The sequence below is a fragment of the Delftia sp. WSY_12 genome, assembly GCF_043104645.1.
Classification (GTDB): Bacteria; Pseudomonadota; Gammaproteobacteria; order Burkholderiales; family Burkholderiaceae_C; genus Comamonas; species Comamonas tsuruhatensis.
In genome coordinates, this window is sequence record NZ_JBICKW010000016.1 from 260,268 (window position 1) to 282,026 (window position 21,759).

Consider the following 21,759-nt stretch of genomic DNA (forward strand, 5'->3'; position numbering starts at 1 on the left):
AAGATGTGCGCGCGTCAGTCGGCCTTGATGCCGGCCTCGCGGATGAGTTGGGCCCACTTGGCGGAGTCGGATTTCTGCAGCTCGCCCAATTGCCGTGGCGTGCCGCCGACCAGGGTCACGCCCAGCCGCTCGGCCAGTGCCACGACGGCCGGGTCCCTGAGCGCCAGGCCGATCTCCTGGTTCAGCCGCTGCACGATGGCGGCCGGCGTCCTGGCCGGCGCAAAGACGGCCTGCCACTGTTCGACCACGAAGTCGCCGATGCCGGCCTCGGCCATGGTGGGCACGTCAGGCAGGGCCTTCAGGCGCGCCGCCGAGGTCACGGCCAGCGCACGCAGCTTGCCGCCCTGCACATGGGGCAGCGCCGCGGCCACGGGGGCGAACATGAACTGCACCTGGCCCGCCAGCGTGTCCTGCAGCGCGGGCGTGTCGCCCTTGTAGGGCGCATGGATGAAGCGCACGCCGCCCTTTCTTTGCAGCAGCTCGCCCTGCATCTGCAAGATGGTTCCGCTGCCGCCCGAGGCAAAGGCCAGCTGGCCCGGCTGCGCCTTGGCGGCGGCCAGCAGATCGGCCACCGACTGGAAGGGCTGGGCCGCGCCCACCACCAGCAAATGGGGAATGGTGCCGATGGTGATGACGGGCTCGAAGCCCGCAATCGGGTCATAGGGCAGCTTGCCCATGAGGTGGGGCGCGATCGCCTGCGGGCCGATGGAGGTGCCCAGCAGCGTGTGGCCGTCCGGCGCCGCCTTGGCCACGTAGGCCGCGCCGATGGTGCCCGTGGCGCCCGCGCGGTTGTCCACGATCACGGTGCTGCCCAGGGCCTTGCCCAGGTGCAGTGCCACCTGGCGGCCCAGCACATCGGTGCTGCCGCCGGGCGGATAGGGCACGACCCAGGTGATGAGCTTGCCTGCCGGCCATGCGGGCTGCGCGTGGACGGCGGCGCTGCACAGCGGCCCCAGCAGGGCGGCGCCCCCTGCGGCCAGCAGGGTGCGGCGCGTGGGATGGAAGGTGTTCATGGTTTGTCTCCTGCTTGTGTGCAATGCAATGGCGGCGCTGCGGTCTCGAAGCCGTACAGCGCCCGCGGGTTGTCCACCAGCACGCGCCGCAGCGTGGCGGCACCGCCGGCATGGGAGGTCCAGTCGGCCAGGCGGTCGATCTGGCGGGCGTCATCAGGCAGGGGCTGCATGCCTGCCGAGGCGCTGACATGCGGCCAGTCGCTGCCCCAGAGCACACGCTCGGGCGCGCAGCGCAGATAGCTGGCGGCCAGGGCGTCCAGCGCCGGGTCTTCGACCGACTGCAGCGCGCTGACGATGTAGCCGCCGGACAACTTGACCCAGGCCCTGCCACCCTCCAGCAGCTCCAGCAGCAGCGCATGGCCCGCATGGCGCCCCGCCTGCTCGGGGGCGATGCGGCCGAAGTGGTCGAACACCAGCGGCACCGGCAATTGCCGCAGCACGCCGGCCAGCGACGCCAGCAGGTCCGGCGCCATCAGCAGTTGCAGATGCCAGCCCAGCGGCGCAATGCGGCGGGCCAGCGGCACCAGCAGCTCGGCCGTGCCCGTCACGCCCAGCGACAGGTTCAGCCGCACGCCGCGCACGCCCAGGCCGTGCAGGCGCCGCAGCTGGTCATCGCTTTCGCTGCCATCGATCACGGCCACGCCCCGCGCCTGCGGGCCGAGGGCGGCCAGCCCGTCCAACATGCAGCGGTTGTCGCTGCCGTAGGTGGACGGCGTGACCAGCACGCAGCGCGAGGTGCCCAGGCGCCGCTGCAGCGCGCGGTAGTCGCCGGCCGAGGCGTCGGGCGGCAGCAGCCGCGCGCCCGGGGTTGCCGGGTAGCGGCCGTCATAGACATGCACATGGCAGTCGCAGGCATCCGGGGGCAGCACGGCACGGGGCCGGGCGCTGCCCTGCGAGAAACGGACGGGCACGGCAAGGCTGTCGCAGTCCATGGCGAGATCTCGATGGAGGAAAGGAAGGGAGGTGGGAGCGAGAAGGAAGCGAAAGGGCTGGCGCCCCTGCCCCGGGCTCAGTCCAGGCTGGCGCCCGAGTCCTTGACGATGCGTGCCCAGCGCGGCACCTCGGCGCGCAGCAGCGCGGCGAACTTCTCGGACGAGCCGCCCAGCACCTCGCCGCCTTCGGAGCGCAGCTTCTCGGCCACCTCGGGCACGAGCAGCGCGTCGTTGATGGCCTTGTTCAACTGCTGCACGATGGCCTGCGGCGTGCCAGCCGGCGCCAGCACCCCGAACCAGGTGACGGCCTCGAAGTCCTGGTAGCCGGACTCGGCCAGCGTGGGCGTCTGCGGCAGCTGGGCGGAGCGCTTGAGCGAGGTGACCATCACCGCGCGCAGCTTGCCGTTGCGCACCTGGCCCAGCAGCGTGGGCACGGCGGACATGTAGAAATCGATCTGCCCGCCCACCAGGTCGGTCATGGCCTGTGCTGCGCCCTTGTAGGGCACATGGCGCAGCTTGATGCCGGCCGCGTTCTCGGCCAGTTCGCCGGCCAGGTGCGCCACCGTGCCGTTGCCCGGGTAGCCCAGCGTGAGGCCGTCGGGCTTGGCCTTGGCGGCCTTGACCAGGTCGGCAAAGGTCTTGTAGGGCGAGTTGGCCGGCGCGGCCATGACGATGGGCGCGGAAGCCACCAGCGCCACGGGCACCAGATCCTTCAGCGGGTCATAGGGCAGCTTGGCGTACAGCGAGGGGTTGATGGCCAGGTTGCTGGTCTGGCCCATGACCAGGGTATGGCCGTCCGGCGCGGCCTTGGCCACGGCGTCCACGCCCAGGTTGCCGCCGGCGCCGGGCCGGTTGTCCACCACCACGGTCCACTTGTTGTGGTCCGCCAGCCGCTGGGCCACGGTGCGCGCGATCATGTCCGTGCCGCCACCGGGCGGAAACGGCACGACCAGGCGGATGGGCTTGCGGGGATAGGCGTCCTGGGCCTGGGCAGCGCCCATGGGCACGATGGCGGCAACGCCGACCAGGACGGCAAGAAGGCGTGCGTTGAGGCAACGCGAAAGCGAGGGAATCGGCATGGCGGTTTGTCTCCGTTTGTTGTGTCCAACGCCCGCATGGCTGCGGTGCGTGGGACGAACTTTATGAAAACGTTTCAACCCATACAATGCCGTTTCATACAGCGCAACCAATTGCATGCCTTGCACCATGAACAAGCCCCCCAGCACCCCTTCCCCGGCGCAGCCACCCGATGACAAGGCCAGCGCGGCCAAGGACGGCGGCGTCATCGCCGTCACGCGTGCCTTGCAGCTGCTTGGCGCCTTCGCCCTCGGGGAGTCGCACCTGTCCCTGGCGGAACTGAGCCGGCGCTGCGCGCTGCACAAGACCACGGTGCTGCGGCTGGCGCGCACGCTGGCGCAGTCGGGCTTCATGGTGCAAAGGGACGATGGGGACTGGCGCCTGGGCCCGGCCGCTGGCTGGCTGGGTGCGCGCTACCAGGCGGGCTTCGATGTGCAGAACGTGCTGGAGCCCGCGCTGCGCGCGCTCACGCAGGCCAGCGGCGAGAGCGCGGCCTTCTATGTGCGCGAAGGCAATGTGCGCACCTGCCTCGTGCGCGTGGAAGGGCCGCAGGCCCTGCGCCACCATGCGCGCATGGGCGAGGGGCTGCCGCTGGACCAGGGCTCGCCAGGGCGCGTGATCCTGGCGTTTTCAGGCGAGCCGGGGCCGGTGTACGAGCAGATCCGCCAGCGCGGCTACCACTGGTCCATCGGCGAGCGCGAACAGGGCGTGGCCACGGTGTCGGCGCCGGTGTTCGGCATGCACTGGCGGCTGATGGGGTCGGTGTGCATTTCCGGGCCGGCATCGCGCCTGCCCGAGGCCCGGCTGGAAGCCATGGCGCAGACGGTGGTGGCGGCGGCCAACCAGCTGTCCTATGCGCTGGCGGGCAGCGCCAGCACACAGGCCCCTGTGGTGCGCGCCAGCCAGTGGCATCCCTGAGAACCCCTTCCGGGGCGACGCCCCGAAGGTGGATGGCCGCTTACTGCAGCGCGCCCATGGGCAGGGCGATGGGCTTGCCGTTGAGCGTGACCTGGCCGGCCTGCATCTTGAGCGCGCTGACCAGCTTGTCGCCTTCCAGGCGGGCATAGCCCGTGGCCTGGGCCATGCCCAGCATGCCTTCCACATCCTCGGCCGAGACATCGGGCTTGCCCGATGCCTTGATCAGCGGCTCCAGCCAGGCCTTGGGCAGGCTGGCATTGGCCTGCAGTGCCGAGGTCTTGAGCAGCGCCGGCATCCAGCCGGCCTGGGCGACCTGCTCCTGCGTGGGCGCGCTTTGCACTTCGGCGCCGTACTCCAGGTGGCCGGTCTGGCCCTGGTAGGTGGCCTGCAGCTTCATGGAGTAGGCCGGCAGGGCCGCCACCAGGCGCGGGGCGTTCTGCATCAGCACGCCCATGCCCTGCTCTTCCAGCGATTCCAGTGCCTTGGCCAGGCCCTCCTTGCGGTAGCCCTCGACCATGACGCGCTGGAAGCCGCGCAGCGCCTCGATGTCCAGGCGCTGGATCTTTTCCTCGTAGCCCACGGACTCGAAATCGATGGGGCCGATACGGCCCGTGCCCTTGACCTGGGTGGTCATGCCCAGCGTGGTCTTGTCGGACTCGATGACCGAGCTGCCGTCCACGTTCTTGAGGTCCAGCAGCGTCTTGGCCTCGCCGCCTTCGGCGGGCGTGCTGCTCATGCCGAAGCGGGCGATGCGCACGCTGGCCTTGCCGGGGCCCAGGCCCCACAGGCCGTCGATGACCTTGTTCTCGAAGCTGCTTTCCAGGCCCGTGAGCACGATGCTGGTGCGCTCCACCGGCGCTGCGGCCGGCTGGGCGGCGATGGCCTCGTCGTTGTCGGATTCCTCCTCCTCGCCCTCTTCCTCTTCCACGCCCATGGACTTGTCGCGGCTGGGCAGGCCCAGCAGGGCCACCTCGGGCCAGCGCCAGGTGCCCTTGACGCTGCCACCGCCCAGGGCCGTGTCCAGCACCATTTCCTGCCAGCGCATGGTGACTTCGTTGTCGCCCATCTCGCCTGCAGGCAGCAGCAGGCGCACATCCTGGCCGCCCGTGAAGTGGTGCACGCTGGTCAGCGTGGGAGCGACAGCCTTGGCCAGGGTCTGGCGGCTCTTTTCGTCCAGGCCGTCGAGCGCAAAGCGCGTCTCCGACACCGCTGCCGCCAGGCGGCCACCGGCCAGCGGGCCATGGCGCACCGTGGTGTCCACCACCAGGCGCACGGGCTTGGGGGCGGCTTCTGCGCCGGCGTCTGCAGCGGCGGGCGCATCGGCCTCGCCAGCCGCAGGCCACTGCAGCACCAGCTTGGCCTGGGACGACAGGAATCCCTTGTGGTATTCGTCGGTCACGACGGCCTTCTCGCCCAGCACCTTGCGCAATTCGGCCACGGCATCCTTGTAGCCGGACTCGGCCCTTTGGCCCGTATACCAGGTGGTTCCTCCATAGGCCACGACGGCCAATGCCACGGCAGCAGCCACTGCGGTTTTCTTGTTGCTCATTGTGAATATCCCGTGATGAATAAGACCCTCCCCCTCGGGCGGGCCGCGCGACTGTATCAGTTCGGCGTTTCACCATGCATCGGCAATGGGCTGCGCATTGGCCCGCCTGCACCTTGTGCGGTGGTCCCCTATGGGCGCAAGGCGTTGCCCAGCCCTTGCCAGGCCTTGTCTCCAGCGGCTTTCAAGGATTGAGACCTGGGCATTGCATGCTGGCAGCAGGCATGCGGTTTTTTCAATTGCTTACCTTTTCCGGACACGATTGGCATACCAATTGAATCCATGGAGAACGCTATGTCTCCCCAGATATGGTGCGAATGCACCTTTGCCCTCTTTGCCCTTTTTTGCCGGCTTGCCTGAATGCAGTCCCGAAAGCCAGCAATGACCGCACTCACCCAGCCTGCAACAGAAATGGCAGGGCCGCGTCCAGCAGTGCGTCGGGCGCCTCCTCGGCAATGTAGTGCCCGCAGGCCAGCGGCCGGCCGCGCACATCGTCGGCCACGAGCTGCCACTCGCGCAGCGGATCGAAGCAGCGGTGCACCACGCCCTCCTCGCCCCAGAGCACCAGCAGCGGCATGGACAGCCTGCGCCCCAGCCGGCGGTCCTCGCGGTCATGGTCCAGGTCGATGCCGGCCGAGGCGCGGTAGTCCTCGCACATGCCGTGCGCGCTGCCCGGCAGCGCCAGGCAGCGCTGGTACTCGGCCAGCGCCCGGGGATCGAAGGGCGCCAGGCCGGCGCTGCGCCGGCCCATGATCTCGCGCACATAGGCGGCGGGGTCGGCCTCGATCAGGCGCTCGGGCAGCGGCGCGGGCTGGATCAGGAAGAACCAGTGCCAGTAGGCGCGCGCAAAGGCCTCGCCGGTCTGCTCGTACATGGCCAGCGTGGGCGCAATGTCCAGCAGCACCAGACGCTGCACGCTGGCGGGATAGTCCATGGCCAGCCGGTGCGCCACGCGCGCGCCCCGGTCATGCGCCAGCACGCTGAAATGCTCATGGCCCAGCCGCGCCATCAACCGCAGCAGGTCGCGGGCCATGGTGCGCTTGCTGTAGCTCACATGCTCGGGATCGCCGGCCGGGCGCGAGGAGTCGCCATAGCCGCGCAGGTCGGCCAGCACCACGGTGAACTGCTGCGCCAGCCGGGGCGCGACGCGGTGCCAGATGGCGCTGGTCTGCGGGTGGCCGTGCACCAGCAGCAGGGCCGGCCCCTGGCCGCCCACCCAGGCGTTGATCTCCACCCCGTCATCGACCGTGATGCGCTGCTGGCGCAGGCCCGGCATCCATGGATCTGTGTGCATCCCGGAGATTCCTTCTACGTTGTTCATGACTGTCAGCCTGCCATGCTAATCAGTAAACCAGGCTGCATAAATAGCAAAATATTGCATTGATCCATCAGTTCAATTTACGAATCAACCATCCACCGCATCCACCATGGACGGCTTTTCCGACCTGCGTTTCTTCTCGCTGCTGATCCGCGAAGGCAGCCTGGCCGCTGCGGCCCAGCAGATGGGCGTGACGCCGCCCGCCGTCAGCCGCCGCCTGTCCTTGCTGGAGCGGCGCCTGGGCGTGCGCCTGCTGCAGCGCACGACACGGCGCATCCACCTGACGCCCGAGGGCGAGGCCTACCTGCTGGACGGCGCGCGCATCCTGGCCGACCTGGAGGCGCTGGAGCGCAGCATCTCGGGCACGCGCGCCACGGCGCGCGGCCCGCTGTCCATTGCCTGCACACTGGGCTTTGGCCGCCAGCGGCTGGCGCCCGCGCTGTCGGCCTTTGCGCGCGCCTATCCCGAGGTGCAAGTGCAGCTGCACCTGACGGACAGGCCCGTCAACCTGGTCGAGCAGGGCTTTGACGCCGTGGTGCGCTTTGGCGCCCTGCCCGACTCCGCCCTCACCGCCCGCCTGCTGCTGCCCAACCGCCGCGTGCTGTGCGCCGCGCCCTCCTACCTGGATGCCCATGGCGAGCCGCGCCAGCCTGCGGACCTGCAGACCCACCGCTGCATCGTGATCCGCGAGAGCGACGAAACCTATGGCAGCTGGCGCCTGAGCCGTCGCACGCGCCAGGGCCTGAGCGAGCACAACATCAAGGTCAACGGCGTGATGAGCACCAACGATGGCGCTGCAGCCCTGACCTGGGCACTGGACGGCCACGGCATCCTGCAGCGCTCGCTGTGGGACGTGGCCGCGCCGCTGGCCGCAGGCGCCCTGCGCGAGGTCCTGCCCCAATGGCAGCTGCCTGCGGCCGACATCTACCTGGTGCACGCCACGCGCAGCGAGATGTCGGCCCGGATCCGCGCGCTCACCGGCTTTCTGGGCGACTGGTTTGCACAACGGCCTGAACCGGAGATGGCGCCCGCCTGAGCCCGGGCGCAATCTGCAACCTCGGCGGCAGGCAGGCTGTCATGCGCGTTCACCCCGCGCAGCGCAGGCCATGCGAACATGGCCCGCAACGACAACCACCACCCCCAGGAGACAAGACACATGGCCACCGCCCGCTACCCCCAGCCCGAACTGTCCAGCCTGCCCGAGGACATCCGCACCCGCATCCTTGAAGTGCAGGAAAAGGCAGGCTTCATCCCCAACGTCTTCCTGGCCTTTGCGCGCCGCCCCGCCGAGTGGCGCGCCTTCTTCGCCTACCACGATGCGCTCATGCTCAAGGAAGAAGGCAGCCTGACCAAGGGCGAGCGCGAGATGATCGTCACCACCACCAGCGCGGCCAACCAGTGCCTGTACTGCGTGGTGGCCCACGGCGCCATCCTGCGCATCTACGAAAAGCAGCCCTACGTGGCCGACCAGGTGGCCGTCAACTACCGCAAGGCCGACATCAGCGCCCGCCAGCGCGCCATGCTGGACTTCGCCATGAAGGTCTGCGAGCGAAGCCATGAAATCTGCGAGGCCGACTTCGAGGCGCTGTACCCGCATGGCTTCGACGACGAGGACATCTGGGACATCGCCGCCATCACCGCCTTCTTCGGCCTGTCCAACCGCATGGCCAGCTTTGCCGGCATGCAGCCCAATCCCGAGTTCTTCCTCATGGGGCGCGTGCCGCGCGAGAAGAAGTAGGCTGGCCGACCTGTGCCCCCTGGCGCGCCGCAGCACCCTCGACCAAACCCCGGCATATCTCCCCCACCTGCCCCACGGCCCCCAGCAGGCGCGGCGTGGGCTCGTTGGCGCAGTTCAGGCGCAGGTGGTTGGGCAGGTCCGAGCGCGATGAGAACAGCGGGCCGGGGCTGACGCCAATGCCCAGCTCCAGCGCGCGGCGGTGCACCTCCAGTGCATTGACCTGGCGCGGCAACTCCACCCACAGCAGAAAGCCCGCGCGCGGGGCCGAGACGCGGGTGCCGGGCGGAAAGCTGGCCTCGACCCTGGCCGTGACGGCCTGCACCCCGGCCTGCACGCGGGACTTGAGACGGCGCAGGTGCCGGTCGTAGTCGCCGCTGGCCAGCACCTCGCTCACGGCGGCTTCCAGCAGCGGCGCACCGGCCCAGTCGCCCGCCAGGCGCACCTGCAGCACCTGGGCATGGAAGCGGCCCGCCGCAATCCAGCCCACGCGCCAGCCCGGCGCCAGGGTCTTGGACACCGAGCCGCAATACAGCACGTTGCCGCTGCCGTCGAAGGCCTTGCAGGCCGGCGGGCGCTGTCCGTCGCCCGCAAGGTCGCCATAGACATCGTCTTCGATCAAGGGAATGCCCGCCCGCTCCAGCAGCGCCACCAGGGCCTGCTTGCGCTCCACCGGCATGCTGGCGCCCAGCGGGTTCTGCACGGTGGGCGATGCCAGCACGGCAGCCGGCCGGTGGCGGGCAATGGCCTCGGCCAGCGGCTCCAGCAGCAGGCCTTCGCGGGGATCGGTGGCAATCTACAGCGCCTTCAGGCCCAGGTCCTCCAGCAGCAGCAGGCTGCCGAAATAGGCGGGCCGCTCCACGGCCACGACATCGCCGGGCTTGCACACGGCGCGCAGGGCCAGCCGCACGGCCTGGGTGGCGCCTGCCGTCAGGACCAGGTCGTCGGGGCCGAAGCGCGCACCCCATTGCGCGGCCCGGGCCGCGATCTGGCCGCGCAGGTCGGCGCGGCCCGGCGGCATGCTGTAGGTCTGCCCGTGCGCGTCCAGGCGGCGCCCGGCGGTCTGCAGCGCGCGCTGCAGCCGGGCCGTGGGCAGCCAGGCCGGATCGGGCAATGCCGCACCCAGCGGGATCAGGCGCGTGTCGGGACTGCTGAACAGCGAGCGCGCCAGGGCCGACAGGGTCACGGGCACGGGGCGCGACGACGGGCGGGACGCCTGCAACGCCGCGCCGCCGGTTGCCTGCCGTACAAAGTAGCCCGAGCGCGGGCGCGCGACGATCAGGCCCTCGGCCTCCAGGCAGCGCAGCGCCTCCAGTGCGGTGGGCAGGCTGACCTGTTCGCGCTCGGCCAGGCTGCGGGCGGAGATCAGCCTGTCGCCGGGGCGCAGTGCGCCGCAGGCCAGCGTCTGGCGCAGGGCCTGGGCAATGCGGCGGTACTGGGGCAAGGGTTCGTTGGTGGTGGGCATGCCAATCTGTACAGGTCAGTTTTCTTGAATTCTGCTTATACAGGCATTGGCTGCCCGGATTTATCGTTGTAGCCATCAAGCAACCCGAGGAAACCCATGCAAGCCAGCAATTTCGATCTCCAGGCCTACTTCCGCCGCATCGGCTTCAGTGCCGGGGCCTCCGCCCAGGCAGATGCCGCCACCCTGCATGCGCTGATGCGCCAGCAGCTGTTTTCCGTGCCTTTCGAGAACCTCGACGTGCAGGCCGGCAAGATCGTCTCTCTGGTGCCCGAAGACATTGCGGGCAAGATCCTCGGCGGCGCCCGTGGCGGCTACTGCTACGAGGTGAACGGCCTGTTCGCCATGGCGCTGCAGGCCCTGGGCATTGCCTACCGCTTTGTGGCGGCGCGGCCCATGTTCTATCCGGCACGCCGGCCCCGCACCCACATGGCCTTGGTGGCCGAGGTCGAGGGACGGCGCTGGCTGTGCGACCTGGGCTTTGGCAGCTACGGCATACGAGCCCCCATGGCCCTGGACGAGCTGGACACCGAGGTCCGCCAGGACGGCGACACCTTCCGCCTGAGCCTGGACGACCAGGGCGAATACCTGCTGCAGGCCCGCGTGGACGGTGAATGGGCCAACCAGTACGCCTTCAACCTGTCGCCCCAGGAATGGGTGGATTTCGCCCCCGCCAACTACCTGAACTCCACGCACCCGGATGCCATCTTCGTGCAAAAGCGGGTGGTGGTGCTGCACCAGCCGGCCGGCCGCATGATCCTGGTGGGCGACGCGCTCAAGACCATCACGGCCAGCGGCACCGAGACCAGGCAGCTGGCCCCTGATGAGATCCAGCACGTGCTGGGCAGCCTGTTCGGGCTGGCGACCGAGCGCCAGGCTGCTGCCGTGTGCTGAGCCTCTAAGCCAGGCGGGTCGAATCCCGCTCGATCAGCTCGAACCCCAGGTCGAACGCCGAGCGCCCGGCACTGCGGCCCTGGCAGCGTGCCAGCACGAGTTCGGCGGCCAGGCGGCCTATGCCCGGCCCGTCCACATGCACGGTGGTCAGCGACGGCAGCAGATGGGCCGCGAAATCGGCATTGCCGAAGCCCGAGACGGCCAGATCCACGGGCACGCGCAGGCCGCGCGCCTGGGCTTCCACCAAAATGCCGTGGGCCAGCATGTCCGAGCTGCAGACCACGGCCTGCAGATCAGGCTGCTGCGCCAGCAACTGGCCCAGCGCCTGCCGGCCCAGCTCCAGGCTGCCGGGCGCGGACACGGTGACCGTGGGCACCTCGCGGCCCCAGGCTGCAAGAAAGCCCTCGCGCCGCTGCTGGGCCCGGTGGTCGCTGCCCGTGGCCATGCCCACGCGCTGCAGGCCGCGCGAGAGGAAATAGCCGGCCAGCGCGCTGCCCACCTTCAGGTGGGAAAAGCCCACCACCATGTCCAGCGGCCGGTCGCTGAAGTCCCAGGTTTCCACCACGGGAATGCCGGTCCTGCGCAGCCGCTCGCGCGCCTTGCCGGACTGCACCAGGCCCATCATCACAATGCCGTCGGGCTGGCGCCCGATCATGGCGTTGAGCACCTCCTCCTCGCGCTGCTCGTCGTAGAAGGTCTGGCCCAGCAGCAGCTGATAGCCCTCCTGCGCCAGCGTGGCCGTCAATGACTGCACCGTGGGCAGGAACTGCGACACCGAAAGCGCAGGCACCACGCCCGCCACCATGCGGCTGCGCCTGGACTTGAGCCCGCCGGCCAGCAGGTTGGGGATATAGCCCGTGGCCTCCACGGCCTGGCGCACGCGCTCGCGCGTCTTCTCCGAAACGATGGAAGGATTGCCCAGTGCGCGCGAGGCCGTGATCAGCGAGACGCCGGCCGCCTCGGCCACGTCGTGCAGCGTGGCGGGCCTGGGTGGTGTGGGTGTGTTCATGGGCAAGCGCGATCGCGGGCGGGTATCGGGGACGGGCCTGAAGATAGCAGACCGCCCTCCACGCACGGGCGCCAAGCCTGCCCTGCATCGCAGAAATCGTGATTGACAGCCAAAATGACAACGATATCATTTTGCTGAAAGCGCAAATCCTTGCATCTACAAAACGGCATCGGCGCTTTTTCATTTCCTTAGAAATGACAACGATGTCATTCACAAATCAGGAGACAAGATGAATCACATTCTTCGTGCCATGGCGCTGGCCCTGGCCGCGCTCACCGCCTTTTCTGCATCGGCCCAGGCCTGGCCCGACAGGCCCGTCACCCTGGTCGTGCCCTTCCCCGCCGGCGGCTCCACCGACCAGGTCGCGCGCGCCGTGGCGCCCAGGCTGGGCGAAAAGCTCAGGCAGTCCTTCGTGGTGGAGAACAAGGCCGGCGCCACGGGCACCATCGGCGCGGCCTTCGTGCAGCGCGCGGCGGCGGACGGGCAGACCTTTCTCGTCACCTCGCTGGGCCCGCTGGTCATCGTGCCCCACCTGATCAAGAACCTGCCCTACGACGCCCTCAAGGACTTCGACCTGATCACCGTGGCTGTACAGTCGCCCAACGTGCTGGTCGTGCCTGCCGCCTCGCCGCACAGGAGCGTGGCCGACGTGGTCGCCCACCTCAAGGCCCATCCGGGCAAGATGAGCTTTGCCTCGGCCGGCCACGGCTCCAGCGACCACCTGACGGCCGAACTGTTCTGGCAGCAGACGGGCACCCAGGGCGTGCACATCCCCTACAAGGGCGGCGCGCCCGCCCATGCCGACCTGATCGGCGGCCAGGTCGATGCCTCGTTCCAGAACATCAATGCCGTGATCCAGCACATCCGGGCCGGCAAGATGCGCGCCCTGGCCGTGACCAGCCCGCGCCGCTCGCCCGTGCTGCCGGACCTGCCCACGCTGGCCGAAGCCGGGGTGAAGAACGTGGAGGTCGCCTCCTGGCAGGCCATCGTCGCGCCCAAGGGCCTGCCGCCTGCGCTGCGCGACAAGGCCCATGCGGCCTTTGTCGAGGCGCTCAACGATCCCCGGGTGCGCGAGCAGTTCGTCTCCATCGGCTACGAGATGGTGGCCGGCACGCCCCAGCAGTTCGCCGAGTTCCAGCGCCAGGAATACGCGCGCTGGAAGTCGGTCATCGAGGCCGGAAAGATCAGCATCGACTGATGCCTGCCCCTGTCCTTTTCCCAACCACCGCACTCCCGCAGCCATGACTTCTTCCGCGCTCTCCGAAACCACCAGCCAGGACCGCATCCAGTGGATACGCCTGTCGTCCTGCTACCTCCCCCTGGCCCGGCCCATCAGCGATGCCAAGGTGCTCACGGGCCGCCAAAAGCCCATGACCGAGGTCGCCATGCTGTTCGCCGAGATCCAGACCCGCGACGGCCACCGGGGCCTGGGCCTGAGCTACGCCAAGCGCGCAGGCGGCCCGGGCCAGTTCGCCCATGCCCGCGAAATCGCGCCCTCCCTGCTGGGCGAAGACCCCAGCGACATTGCGCGGCTGTGGACGCGCATGTGCTGGGCCGGCGCCTCCGTGGGCCGCAGCGGGCTGGCCGTGCAGGCCATCGCGGCCTTCGACGTGGCGCTCTACGACATCAAGGCGCGCCGCGCGGGCCTGTCGCTGTCCAAGCTGCTGGGCTCGCAGCGCGAATCCGTGCGCTGCTACAACACCTCGGGCGGCTTTCTGCACACGCCGCTCGATGAGCTCAAGCGCAACGCCAGCGCCTCGCTGGAGCGCGGCATTGGCGGCATCAAGCTCAAGGTGGGCCAGCCCGACTGCGCGCTGGACATACGGCGCGTGGAGGCCATGCGCGCCCACCTGGGCGATGCCGCGCCCATCATGGTCGATGCCAACCAGCAATGGGACCGCCCCACGGCCCAGCGCATGTGCCGTGTCTTCGAGGAATTCAACCTGGTCTGGATCGAGGAGCCGCTGGACGCCTACGACCACGAAGGCCACGCCGCGCTGGCCGCGCGCTTCGACACGCCGATCGCCACCGGCGAGATGCTGACCAGCGCCGCCGAGCACGGCGATCTCATACGCCACCGCAGCGCCGACTTCCTCATGCCCGACGCGCCGCGCGTGGGCGGCATCACGCCCTTCCTGCAGATCGCCGCCCAGGCCGAACTGGCCCACCTGAGCCTGGCGCCCCACTTCGCCATGGAGCTGCACGTGCACCTGGCCGCCACCTGCGCCAACGAGCCCTGGGTGGAACACTTCGACTGGCTGGAGCCGCTGTTCAACGAACGCCTGGACATCGCCGATGGCCGCATGCTCGTACCCACGCGCCCCGGCCTGGGACTGAGCCTGAGCGAGCAGGCACGGCGCTGGACGCGCGAAAGCGTGGAGTTCGGGGAGCGGGGTTGAGGGTGGCTGCGAACGGCTGAGGGCCTGGGTACACCCGGTACCTCAGGCCTTTCACATATATTGATTGGCTAAATGGAGTGGACTGTGGACAGCCAGACCAAGACACCGGCTGCGCATGCCGGGCCGGGCCGGGCCGGGCCCGGCCGGGCCATTCGACCATCACAACCTCAACAGGCGAAATTTGGGAGCTGACTTGATGCGCGTGGCCTTGCTTCTTTTGGTTCCAGCCATCGCCGGATGCACCCCAGACACGAATCCCGCAGGTGGCGCTCGCACGCAAGTGCAGCGCGACGTTGAAAGCTATGCCATCGCAAGCTGCCTGACCCAGCAGGCCGAGCCCTATCTCAAGGACCAAGGAGATGCCTGGGCATCCGTTGTAGTGCAGCGCATGCACGGGGATATCGAAGTGCTGGCGGGCATTGCCGAGCAGGTGCAGAGGGAGAACACCAAGGGCGCCAACGGCGATGTGGCCGTCATGCGCGACGAAACCCGTCCCGGGCAGGGCAAGCCATTGCCCGTGCTGCACTGTGGCGAGGTGATCGACCGGCCCGCCGTGCGCGCTGCGATTCAAAAGGCGATTGCGGCACTGCGCCCGTTCTACGAATCCAGGCAGGCCAGGCCGTTTCCCGAAAATCCGGGCTGAAGGCGGCGAACCGGCCCCTACCCATCCAGCCCGTACTTGCGGATCTTGTCGTGCAGCGTGGTCTTGGGGCTGCCCAGGGCCTCGGCCGTGCGTGCCAAGCTGCCGCCGTGGCGGCGCAGGGCGTCGGCGATGAGGGCGCGCTCGAAGGCCTCGACGGTGGCGGACAGCGGCCGGGGCGCGGTGTCCTGCGCGGTGGTGCCGGCCGGCTGGCCGAAGGGGGGCGAGCCGGTCTCGATGCCCAGCACCGTGCGCTCGGCCACGTTGCGCAGCTCGCGCACGTTGCCGGGCCAGTCATAGCCCAGCAACTGCTGCACGCGCGCGGTGGTCAGCTCGGGCACGGGCCGCTGGTGGCGCGCCGCGCCCTGCAGCGCGAAATGCTCGAACAGCAGCGGCACGTCCTCGCGCCGCTCGCGCAGCGGCGGCAGCGAGACGGTGGCCACGTTCAGGCGGTAGTAGAGGTCGGCGCGGAACAGGCCTTGCCGGCTCAATTCCAGCAGATCCACCTTGGTAGCCGCGATCACGCGGCAGTCGATGGGGATCAGGGTGTTGGAGCCCAGGCGCTCCAGCACACGCTCCTGCAGCACGCGCAGCAGCTTGATCTGCATGGGCACGGGCATGCTCTCGATCTCGTCCAGGAACAGCGTGCCGCCGCTGGCGTGCTCCAGCTTGCCGATGCGCTTCTTGCCCGCGCCGGTATAGGCGCCGGCCTCGCTGCCGAACATCTCGCTGTCGAACAGCGTGTCGGGCAGGCCGCCGCAGTTGACGGCCACGAAGTTGCCATCGCGCCGCGCGCTGGCCTCGTGCAGGCAGCGCGCCACCAGTTCCTTGCCCGTGCCGGTCTCGCCCTGGATCAGCACGTCGGCCGCGCTTTGCGCCAGGCCCGTGAGCATCTGGCGCAGCTGGCGCATGTTGGGCGCGCGGCCTATCAGCCGGTGCTCCAGGCTGTCGCGCTGCTGCAGTTGCTGGCGCAGCGCCCGCACTTCCAGAACCAGGCGGCGGCGCTCCAGGGCGCGGCGCACGGCGCCGACCAGGGTTTCGGGGGCGAAGGGTTTCTGGATGAAGTCCTGGGCGCCGTCCTTCATGGCCTGCACGGCCATGGAGATGTCGCCGTGGCCGGTGATCAGCACCACGGGCAGCTCGGCATCCATGGCCACCAGCTCGCGCAGGAAGGCCATGCCGTCCATGCGCGGCAGGCGGATGTCGCTGACCACGATGCCCGCGAAGTCGCGCGACAGGCGCCGGCGCGCCTGCTCGGCGCTGCCCACGCTTTCACAGGCGATGCCTTCGAGCTGCAGCGCCTGCTCGCAGCCGAGCACGATGTCGGGGTCGTCCTCGATGATCAGGACTTTGAGGGCGTCGGTCATGGTGTGTCGGCAGAGGGTGTGGAGGGAGCCAGGGCCAGGCTCAGCGTGAAGACGGCGCCGCCGCCCGGATGGTTGCTGCCCGTCAGCGTGCCGCCGCATTCACGCACGATGCCGGCCGACAGCGCCAGCCCCAGGCCCAGGCCCACGCCCTCTTCCTTGGTGGTGAAAAACGGCTGGAACAGATGGGCCTGCGCCGCTTCGCTCAGGCCCGGCCCGTGGTCGCGCACGGTGACCTGGGCGCGGCCATCGGCCACGGCGCAGGCCAGCTCCAGGCAGGGCGCGGGCTGGCCGCGCATGGCGTCCAGGGAATTGTTGATCAGGTTGATCAGCACCTGCTCGATGCGGTTGCGGTCGCACCAGGCCACGGCCTCGGGCACGCCGTCATCGCGCAGGATGCGGGCGCCGGTCTCGGCCACGCGCGACTCCAGCACGGCCAGCGCATTGTCCAGGGCACGCGCCAGCGACACGGCCTGGCTGGCGCCGCTGGACTTGCGCGCAAAGTTGCGCAGCTGGCCGGTGATGCGGCCCATGCGGTCGGCCAGCTGCGCCATGCGCTCCAGGTTCACGCGCGTGGTTTCGGTATCGCCGCGCTCCAGAAAGCGCTGGCTGTTGCCGGCCAGGGTGCGCAGCGCCGTCAGCGGCTGGTTGAGTTCATGGGCCACGCCCGTGGACAGCTGGCCTATCACGGCCAGCTTGCCGGCCTGCACCAGTTCGTCCTGGGCGGCGCGCAGCGTGGCCTCGGCGTGGGTGCGCTCGGCCACCTCGGCCTGCAGCGCCTCGTTGGCGGCCGACAGGTCGGCCGTGCGCTGCTCCACCTTGCGCTCGAGCTCGTCGTGCGCGGCCTGCAGCGCCTCGCGCGCGGCCAGCCGGTCGCGCAGGTGGCGGCGGCGCTCGTTGACCATCATGGCCAGCAGCAGCACAAAGGCCGCGCCCACGGCCGCGGCCAGCGCGCGGCTCTGGGCCAGCTGGTCGACCTGCTCCAGGTGCGAGAGCACGGTAATCGTCCAGGGCGTGCCAGGCAGCTGGCGCGACTGGGCCAGGAAGCGGCCGCTGACCGGGTAGACCGAGCCTGGCGATTCCTCGCCATGGCGGGCAATGCGCACCAGGCGCGCGCCCTGGCCCAGGTCGCGCAGCACCTGCAGGCCCAGCGGCTCCAGCGCGCGGCGGTTGTACTGGCGCGTGTGGTCGAAGGCGGCGCGCGTGCCCTCGTCCAGCGTGCGCAAGGTGGTGAATTTCCAGTCGGAGACCGTGCCCAGGATGACGACGCCGTTCTCGTCGCCCACCAGCACGGGCGCCTCCACCGTGGACCACGATTGCTCCAGCTGGTCCAGGCTGACCTTGACCACGGCCACGCCCAGCGTGTGGGTGTCGTCGCCCAGGGTGGAGGCCAGGTAGTAGCCGGGCTCGCCGCGCGTGGTGCCAATGCCGAAGAAGCGCGCGCTGCCCGTGGCCATGGCCGTGCGGTAGTAGGGGCGAAAGCTCAGGTCCTCGCCCAGGTAGCTGTCGGAGCGCCGCCAGTTGCTGGAGGCCACGACATGGCCGCGCGCATCGACCAGGTAGGCGGTCAGCGTGCCCGCGCGGTCGTTGAGCTGCTCCAGGTAGGCGTTGACGCGGTTGGTGAGCTGCTCGTCGCCGGGCTCGGCCAGCAGCCTTTGCACATTGCCTTCCAGTGCCAGCACGTCGGGCAGGAAGGCGTACTTGCCGATCTCGCGCTGCAGGCTGGCGCCGTACAGCTCCAGCCGGTGCATGCCCGTGGCACGCAGATCGGCGATGCCCAGCCGCTGCGCCATCAGGTACGCACCCCAGCCGCTCAGCCCGCTCAGGGCAAGCCACAGCAAAAGCAGGATGAGCTGGCGCAGGGGGCGGCGGGCGGGCATGGTGAAGGCACCAATGTTATCAGTGCCCCCCAGCGCCGCCTGGGCCTCAGGCCGAGACAGCGGGCCGCCCTTCCTGGGAGTGCTCCATGGGCAGCAGCGACTCGTCGTCGTCCGTGGTGGCATTCGGATCGACCGCGCCTTCCCACTTGGCCACCACGGCCGTGGCAATGGCATTGCCCAGCACATTGGTCAGCGTGCGGCCCATGTCCAGGAAATGGTCGATGCCCAGGATCAGCAGGATGCCGGCCTCGGGCAGGCCGAACATGGGCAGCACGGCGGCCACCACCACCAGCGAGGCGCGCGGCACGCCGGCAATGCCCTTGCTGGAGACCATCAGCACCAGCAGCATGGTGATCTGGGCCGTCAGTGTCATGTCGATGCCGTAGGCCTGGGCGATGAAGATGGCCAGGAAGGTGGTGTAGACCATGGAGCCATCGAGATTGAACGAGTAGCCCAGCGGCAGCACGAAGCCGATGATGCGCGGCTTGATGCCGAACTTCTCCAGCTGCTCCATCAGCTTGGGATAGGTCGATTCGCTGCTGGCCGTGGAAAAGCCCACCAGCAGCGGGCCGCGGATCAGGTTCAGCAGGCGGAAGATGTCACGGCCCAGCACGACGTAGCCGGCCACGATCAGCAGCACCCACAGCGTGGCCAGGGCCAGGTAGAAGCACAGCATGAACTTGCCGAACACCGACAGCATGCCCAGGCCATGGATGGTGATGGTGCCGGCCACGGCGCCGAACACGCCCACGGGGGCGAAGCGCATCACGTAGTCGGTGACCTTGAGCATGATGTGGACCACTTCGTCCATCAGGCCCACCATGGAACGCGCGGCCTGGTTGTGCAGGTTGCCCAGCGCAATGCCGAAGAACAGCGCGAACACCAGGATCTGCAGCACCTCGTTGGTCGCCATGGCCTCGAAGATGTTCTTGGGGAACACGTGGGCGATGAAGTCCTTGAGGTTCAGCGCCGAGGTCTTGAGGTTCAGCCCTTCGGCCGACGACGGCAGGGCCACGCTCAGGCCATGGCCGGGCTGCAGCACGTTTGCATAGATCAGGCCGATGGCCAGCGAGCAGAACGAGGCCACGATGAACCAGCCCAGCGCGCGGCCGCCGATGCGGCCCACGGCCTTGGCGTCGCCCATGTTGGCCAGGCCCGACACCAGGGTGGCGAACACCAGGGGCGCGATGATCATCTTGATCATGCGCAGGAAGACATCGGTGAGGATGCCGAAGTAGCTGGCAATTTCCTTGGTGGCCTCGGGCGTGGGCGCGTAGCTGTTGCAGGCATAGCCCACCAGCACGCCGAGGACCATGGCCACGAGCACCATGGTGGTCAAGCGATTGAATTTCATGCGGATTTTTTCGTTGGACGTATTTCGGTCTTGCAAGCGAGCCCGGTCCGCCGCAGCCCCCGGGCCTCTGCCGGATGCCATTGCGAAGACGGGCTTGTCTCCCTGCACACACAACCACGACGCACGTGGCCTGCGCCTGACAGTGCACAGACCGTGCCAGCCGCATCCGGCACCTGCGCCGCGCGCTAACTGCTTGATTCGCCTATATCGACCTTACTTTTATGCATAAGGTGGAACGGAAATCCGAACAATGAAATGCAGGCTCCGTTCGGAAAACCGGATGGCGCGATCTGCGGGCTCCGGCCCTCCCGGGCCATGGCGCAACTGTTTGAACGCCGGCCGGTGCCCGGGCAGGACGGCAGCAGCGGCTGATGCTCCGGCGTCTGTAGAGAGGCCCGCTCTCCCAAAGTCCCGCACCGCGTCTTCACCAGGTGCATCAACCCTGCGCCATCCCTGCCTCAACCCTGCGCTTGAGGCCCCAGGCGAAAAACGCTCACGGACTGCACAAGGTCATGCGCTTGCTGGCGCAGGCTCGTGGCTGCCGCCGCCATTTCCTCCACCAGGGCCGCGTTTTGCTGCGTCGCCTGGTCCATCTGCGTGACCGCCTCGCCCACTTGTGCCACGCCGCTGCGTTGTTCGGCAGAAGCCGCGCTGATCTCTCCCATGAGGTCGGTGACGCTGCGTATGCTCATCACCACTTCAGCCATGGTGCCGCCCGCGCGGTCGGCCAGCACAGAGCCCTGCTCGACCCGCTCGACGCTGTCGGAGATCAGGGCCTTGATCTCCTTGGCCGCCGCCGCGCTGCGGCCGGCCAGGCTGCGGACCTCGGAGGCCACCACAGCGAAGCCGCGGCCCTGTTCACCGGCACGCGCAGCCTCCACCGCAGCGTTCAGCGCCAGGATGTTGGTCTGGAACGCGATGCCATCTATGACGTTGATGATGTCGGCGATGCGGCGCGAACTTTCACTGATGCCCTTCATCGTGTCCACGACCTGGGTGACCACCTCGCCCGCCTGCCCGGCCACGCCGCTGGCCTGCTGCGCGAGCGCGTTGGCCTTGCCCGCTCCCTCTGCGTTCTGGGTCACGGTGGCTCCGAGCTGCTCCATGGAGGCCGCAGTCTGTTCAAGCGCGCTGGCCTGGCTCTCGGTTCGCGAGGACAGGTCGGTGTTGCCCTGGGCAATCTGGGTGCTTGCACTCGCCACGGATTCGCTGCCGCTGCGCACGACGGCCACGACCTGCGATAGCGCATCACTCATCTCGCCGAGGCTGCGCAGCAGGGTCCCCACTTCATCGTGGGTGGTGGCCTCCACCCGCTGCGTCAGATCCCCGCAGGCCACCGCGCGTGCCACCTGGATGGCCCGGCCGATGGGGCCGGTGATGGAGCGCGTGACCCAGGTGCCCAGCAAGGCGGCCAGCACGACGGCCACCAGCGCGCCCCCCAGCTCGAACGCCAGCGTCATTGCCGCCAGCGACTCGGTGCGTGTCAGGCGCTCGGCCATGAGCTCCTCCTCCTCCCGCACCAGGTCCGCCTGCAGTGCGCGCAGCCCATCCATGGCCGCCTTCTCGCGCCCCAGGGAGAACTCGCGAACCAGATCCTCGACCGTCGCCGTGCCGTCCTGAACTTGCCGCCGCAGCGCCTGCAGCGGCTGCACCGCCTGCACGAATTCACGGTGGCGCAGCCGGATTCCGTCGAGCCGGCGCTGCTGGGCGGGGTTGTCCTCGGTCAGGCGTACGGCCTCCTGCCAGGAGGCCTCGAACTCCTTGAGTCCTTCATCCCAGGGGGCCAGAAAACGGGAGTCGCCCGACAGGAGATAGCCCCGCGAGGCCGTCTCCATGTTGACCATGCCCGTGAGCATGCGCTGTCCCTGGGACATCACCTTGAAGGTGTGCTCGTTCCATTGCTGGGCCTCCTTGAGCCGGGCCTGGCTGCTCACGGCCAGCGCGATGACAAGAAGAAAAATGGCGATGACGCATGCGAAGGCAGCTGCGAGACGGCGGGCCAGTGGCCAGTTGGACAAATTCATGATGATCATCGGTACGGACTGCGTGGCCGGAAAGACTGCACACGGGCGCGGCGATCACGATGTCAAGCCTCGCCTGCGCCTGGGGCCGTCATCTCCTGGCCGGAATCTACAGAGCACTCGCGCCAGCGGCTGCCGGGTGGCGGCCAGCGGGCCTGCGCTTTGTTTCTCTATGTAATATATTGGACAAAACATAT

The 21,759-nt window shown here is 68.9% G+C and carries 19 protein-coding genes; 7 read left to right on the top strand and 12 right to left on the bottom strand.

The features are described 5' to 3' along the window. Nucleotides 1–14: 14 nt before the first annotated feature. The 3 genes from ACF8LI_RS10785 to ACF8LI_RS10795 form a co-directional block, all read right to left on the bottom strand. Complete coding sequence (locus ACF8LI_RS10785; RefSeq protein WP_074921351.1) at nt 15–1,013, bottom strand: tripartite tricarboxylate transporter substrate binding protein; 999 nt, start codon at nt 1,011–1,013, stop codon at nt 15–17. Beyond that, complete coding sequence (locus tag ACF8LI_RS10790; protein WP_392412634.1) at nt 1,010–1,945, bottom strand: amidohydrolase family protein; 936 nt, start codon at nt 1,943–1,945, stop codon at nt 1,010–1,012. Before ACF8LI_RS10790 ends, ACF8LI_RS10785 begins: the two co-directional genes overlap by 4 nt. A 77-nt stretch (nt 1,946–2,022) precedes the next feature. Continuing rightward, the gene (locus tag ACF8LI_RS10795) at nt 2,023–3,024 is read right to left on the bottom strand and encodes a tripartite tricarboxylate transporter substrate binding protein (protein WP_016451549.1); all 1,002 of its coding nucleotides are present in this window, start codon (nt 3,022–3,024) and stop codon (nt 2,023–2,025) included. A 127-nt stretch (nt 3,025–3,151) separates the two neighbouring features. Between ACF8LI_RS10795 and ACF8LI_RS10800 the strand changes: the two genes are divergently transcribed. Then, nucleotides 3,152–3,940 (top strand): IclR family transcriptional regulator, encoded by a 789-nt coding sequence (locus ACF8LI_RS10800; protein WP_016451548.1) that lies wholly within the window; start codon nt 3,152–3,154, stop codon nt 3,938–3,940. 40 nt (nt 3,941–3,980) lie between these two features. Here the strand turns inward: ACF8LI_RS10800 and ACF8LI_RS10805 are convergent, their stop codons facing one another. Both ACF8LI_RS10805 and ACF8LI_RS10810 read right to left on the bottom strand, forming a co-directional pair. After that, nucleotides 3,981–5,489, bottom strand: coding sequence for a YdgA family protein (locus tag ACF8LI_RS10805; protein ID WP_016446273.1), 1,509 nt, complete (start codon nt 5,487–5,489; stop codon nt 3,981–3,983). Nucleotides 5,490–5,877: 388 nt separating this feature from the next. Beyond that, entirely contained in the window at nt 5,878–6,780 is a 903-nt protein-coding gene (locus ACF8LI_RS10810) for an alpha/beta fold hydrolase (RefSeq protein ID WP_026061995.1), read from the bottom strand. 133 nt (nt 6,781–6,913) lie between these two features. Here ACF8LI_RS10810 and ACF8LI_RS10815 point away from each other — a divergent pair, with 133 nt between their 5' ends. Both ACF8LI_RS10815 and ACF8LI_RS10820 read left to right on the top strand, forming a co-directional pair. Continuing rightward, a complete protein-coding gene (locus ACF8LI_RS10815) occupies nt 6,914–7,840 on the top strand; it encodes a LysR family transcriptional regulator (protein ID WP_392412636.1) in 927 nt (308 codons plus the stop codon). Nucleotides 7,841–7,960: 120 nt separating this feature from the next. Then, on the top strand, nt 7,961–8,542 hold the full coding sequence (locus ACF8LI_RS10820; RefSeq protein WP_013801997.1) for a peroxidase-related enzyme: 582 nt from the start codon (nt 7,961–7,963) through the stop codon (nt 8,540–8,542). Here the strand turns inward: ACF8LI_RS10820 and ACF8LI_RS10825 are convergent. Together ACF8LI_RS10825 and ACF8LI_RS10830 are read right to left on the bottom strand one after the other, a co-directional pair. Continuing rightward, on the bottom strand, nt 8,511–9,335 hold the full coding sequence (locus tag ACF8LI_RS10825; RefSeq protein ID WP_392412717.1) for a PLP-dependent aminotransferase family protein: 825 nt from the start codon (nt 9,333–9,335) through the stop codon (nt 8,511–8,513). The genes ACF8LI_RS10820 and ACF8LI_RS10825 overlap by 32 nt on opposite strands. Continuing rightward, on the bottom strand, nt 9,336–10,004 hold the full coding sequence (locus tag ACF8LI_RS10830; RefSeq protein ID WP_392412638.1) for a GntR family transcriptional regulator: 669 nt from the start codon (nt 10,002–10,004) through the stop codon (nt 9,336–9,338). Nucleotides 10,005–10,100: 96 nt separating this feature from the next. On the opposite strand from ACF8LI_RS10830, the gene ACF8LI_RS10835 reads away from it, so the two are divergent. Further along, nucleotides 10,101–10,895, top strand: coding sequence for an arylamine N-acetyltransferase (locus ACF8LI_RS10835; RefSeq protein WP_392412640.1), 795 nt, complete (start codon nt 10,101–10,103; stop codon nt 10,893–10,895). A gap of 4 nt (nt 10,896–10,899) precedes the next feature. Here ACF8LI_RS10835 and ACF8LI_RS10840 read toward each other — a convergent pair whose 3' ends face one another. Then, on the bottom strand, nt 10,900–11,904 hold the full coding sequence (locus ACF8LI_RS10840) for a LacI family DNA-binding transcriptional regulator (RefSeq protein ID WP_017403823.1): 1,005 nt from the start codon (nt 11,902–11,904) through the stop codon (nt 10,900–10,902). Nucleotides 11,905–12,133: 229 nt separating this feature from the next. On the opposite strand from ACF8LI_RS10840, the gene ACF8LI_RS10845 reads away from it, so the two are divergent. The 3 genes from ACF8LI_RS10845 to ACF8LI_RS10855 all read left to right on the top strand — a co-directional run bounded on the left by ACF8LI_RS10845 (nt 12,134) and on the right by ACF8LI_RS10855 (nt 14,946). Then, nucleotides 12,134–13,102 carry a Bug family tripartite tricarboxylate transporter substrate binding protein gene (locus tag ACF8LI_RS10845; RefSeq protein ID WP_392412642.1) on the top strand — a complete coding sequence of 323 codons (969 nt, stop codon included), beginning with the start codon at nt 12,134–12,136 and terminating at the stop codon, nt 13,100–13,102. A 43-nt stretch (nt 13,103–13,145) separates the two neighbouring features. Further along, on the top strand, nt 13,146–14,303 hold the full coding sequence (locus ACF8LI_RS10850) for a mandelate racemase/muconate lactonizing enzyme family protein (RefSeq protein WP_047216939.1): 1,158 nt from the start codon (nt 13,146–13,148) through the stop codon (nt 14,301–14,303). A gap of 280 nt (nt 14,304–14,583) precedes the next feature. Then, entirely contained in the window at nt 14,584–14,946 is a 363-nt protein-coding gene (locus ACF8LI_RS10855; protein WP_392412644.1) for a hypothetical protein, read from the top strand. 17 nt (nt 14,947–14,963) lie between these two features. Here ACF8LI_RS10855 and ACF8LI_RS10860 read toward each other — a convergent pair whose 3' ends face one another. From ACF8LI_RS10860 to ACF8LI_RS10875, 4 genes are all read right to left on the bottom strand, one after another. Beyond that, entirely contained in the window at nt 14,964–16,310 is a 1,347-nt protein-coding gene (locus tag ACF8LI_RS10860) for a sigma-54 dependent transcriptional regulator (RefSeq protein WP_209668926.1), read from the bottom strand. Beyond that, nucleotides 16,307–18,187, bottom strand: coding sequence for an ATP-binding protein (locus tag ACF8LI_RS10865; protein ID WP_017407470.1), 1,881 nt, complete (start codon nt 18,185–18,187; stop codon nt 16,307–16,309). The genes ACF8LI_RS10860 and ACF8LI_RS10865 overlap by 4 nt, the downstream gene beginning before the upstream one ends. Nucleotides 18,188–18,233: 46 nt before the next feature. Further along, the gene (locus ACF8LI_RS10870) at nt 18,234–19,541 is read right to left on the bottom strand and encodes a dicarboxylate/amino acid:cation symporter (RefSeq protein WP_016451539.1); all 1,308 of its coding nucleotides are present in this window, start codon (nt 19,539–19,541) and stop codon (nt 18,234–18,236) included. Nucleotides 19,542–19,999: 458 nt separating this feature from the next. Then, complete coding sequence (locus tag ACF8LI_RS10875; RefSeq protein ID WP_203400810.1) at nt 20,000–21,574, bottom strand: methyl-accepting chemotaxis protein; 1,575 nt, start codon at nt 21,572–21,574, stop codon at nt 20,000–20,002. Nucleotides 21,575–21,759: the final 185 nt, after the last annotated feature.

Bases quoted from the DNA above. Each gene is read 5' to 3' on its own strand.
- ACF8LI_RS10785 (WP_074921351.1), bottom strand. From the start codon at position 1,013: ATGAACACCTTCCATCCCACGCGCCGCACCCTGCTGGCCGCAGGGGGC.
- ACF8LI_RS10790 (WP_392412634.1), bottom strand. From the start codon at position 1,945: ATGGACTGCGACAGCCTTGCCGTGCCCGTCCGTTTCTCGCAGGGCAGC.
- ACF8LI_RS10795 (WP_016451549.1), bottom strand. From the start codon at position 3,024: ATGCCGATTCCCTCGCTTTCGCGTTGCCTCAACGCACGCCTTCTTGCC.
- ACF8LI_RS10800 (WP_016451548.1), top strand. From the start codon at position 3,152: ATGAACAAGCCCCCCAGCACCCCTTCCCCGGCGCAGCCACCCGATGAC.
- ACF8LI_RS10805 (WP_016446273.1), bottom strand. From the start codon at position 5,489: ATGAGCAACAAGAAAACCGCAGTGGCTGCTGCCGTGGCATTGGCCGTC.
- ACF8LI_RS10810 (WP_026061995.1), bottom strand. From the start codon at position 6,780: ATGCACACAGATCCATGGATGCCGGGCCTGCGCCAGCAGCGCATCACG.
- ACF8LI_RS10815 (WP_392412636.1), top strand. From the start codon at position 6,914: ATGGACGGCTTTTCCGACCTGCGTTTCTTCTCGCTGCTGATCCGCGAA.
- ACF8LI_RS10820 (WP_013801997.1), top strand. From the start codon at position 7,961: ATGGCCACCGCCCGCTACCCCCAGCCCGAACTGTCCAGCCTGCCCGAG.
- ACF8LI_RS10830 (WP_392412638.1), bottom strand. From the start codon at position 10,004: ATGCCCACCACCAACGAACCCTTGCCCCAGTACCGCCGCATTGCCCAG.
- ACF8LI_RS10835 (WP_392412640.1), top strand. From the start codon at position 10,101: ATGCAAGCCAGCAATTTCGATCTCCAGGCCTACTTCCGCCGCATCGGC.
- ACF8LI_RS10840 (WP_017403823.1), bottom strand. From the start codon at position 11,904: ATGAACACACCCACACCACCCAGGCCCGCCACGCTGCACGACGTGGCC.
- ACF8LI_RS10845 (WP_392412642.1), top strand. From the start codon at position 12,134: ATGAATCACATTCTTCGTGCCATGGCGCTGGCCCTGGCCGCGCTCACC.
- ACF8LI_RS10850 (WP_047216939.1), top strand. From the start codon at position 13,146: ATGACTTCTTCCGCGCTCTCCGAAACCACCAGCCAGGACCGCATCCAG.
- ACF8LI_RS10860 (WP_209668926.1), bottom strand. From the start codon at position 16,310: ATGACCGACGCCCTCAAAGTCCTGATCATCGAGGACGACCCCGACATC.
- ACF8LI_RS10865 (WP_017407470.1), bottom strand. From the start codon at position 18,187: ATGCCCGCCCGCCGCCCCCTGCGCCAGCTCATCCTGCTTTTGCTGTGG.
- ACF8LI_RS10870 (WP_016451539.1), bottom strand. From the start codon at position 19,541: ATGAAATTCAATCGCTTGACCACCATGGTGCTCGTGGCCATGGTCCTC.
- ACF8LI_RS10875 (WP_203400810.1), bottom strand. From the start codon at position 21,574: ATGATCATCATGAATTTGTCCAACTGGCCACTGGCCCGCCGTCTCGCA.